Below are 396 nucleotides of genomic sequence, written 5' to 3'. Positions count from 1 at the left end.
AGGAGTCAGAGTTGCGTGAAGACGGGAATCCGGTGAGTTAAACTTCGCCGGATTCCCGTCTTCGTATTGCAGACCAACGGTCACTGACCCGTGATCGCCGGGAAGATGCGGTTCGTCGATATCAGCCGTGCCCTGGTCGATCCAGATTGCTTGCACACGAGGAAGCGGAAGAGCCTTGGCAGGTTGAGGTCGACAAGGCTGGCCCCCTCCCAAGCCTATGAGCCAGGAGAGCCGCTTGACGGGCACGTCGAAGGTCAGGTTGAGCAAGGAACACCGCAGTCACGTCAAACACGGCGAGGAGGGCTCCCAGTCGCGTTTGACGCTCCACTCAACCACACCCGAAGACACAACCCCCACCACGGGCATGAATACAAGAAAAAAAGGGGGCCACCCCAC

Annotated in this window: 1 protein-coding gene; it reads right to left on the bottom strand. The window is 59.1% G+C overall.

What is annotated here, in order from left to right:
- Positions 1–267 (bottom strand): hypothetical protein (locus JTF07_RS20205; protein ID WP_204235984.1); only part of this gene is annotated, 267 nt, incomplete at its 3' end.
- Between the last annotated feature and the right edge of the window lie 129 nt (positions 268–396).

Origin of the sequence: Brevibacterium sp. RIT 803 (genome assembly GCF_016892625.1) — a bacterium.
Taxonomy (GTDB): Bacteria; Actinomycetota; Actinomycetes; order Actinomycetales; family Brevibacteriaceae; genus Brevibacterium.
This window is presented reverse-complemented; position numbering and strand designations above follow the sequence as displayed.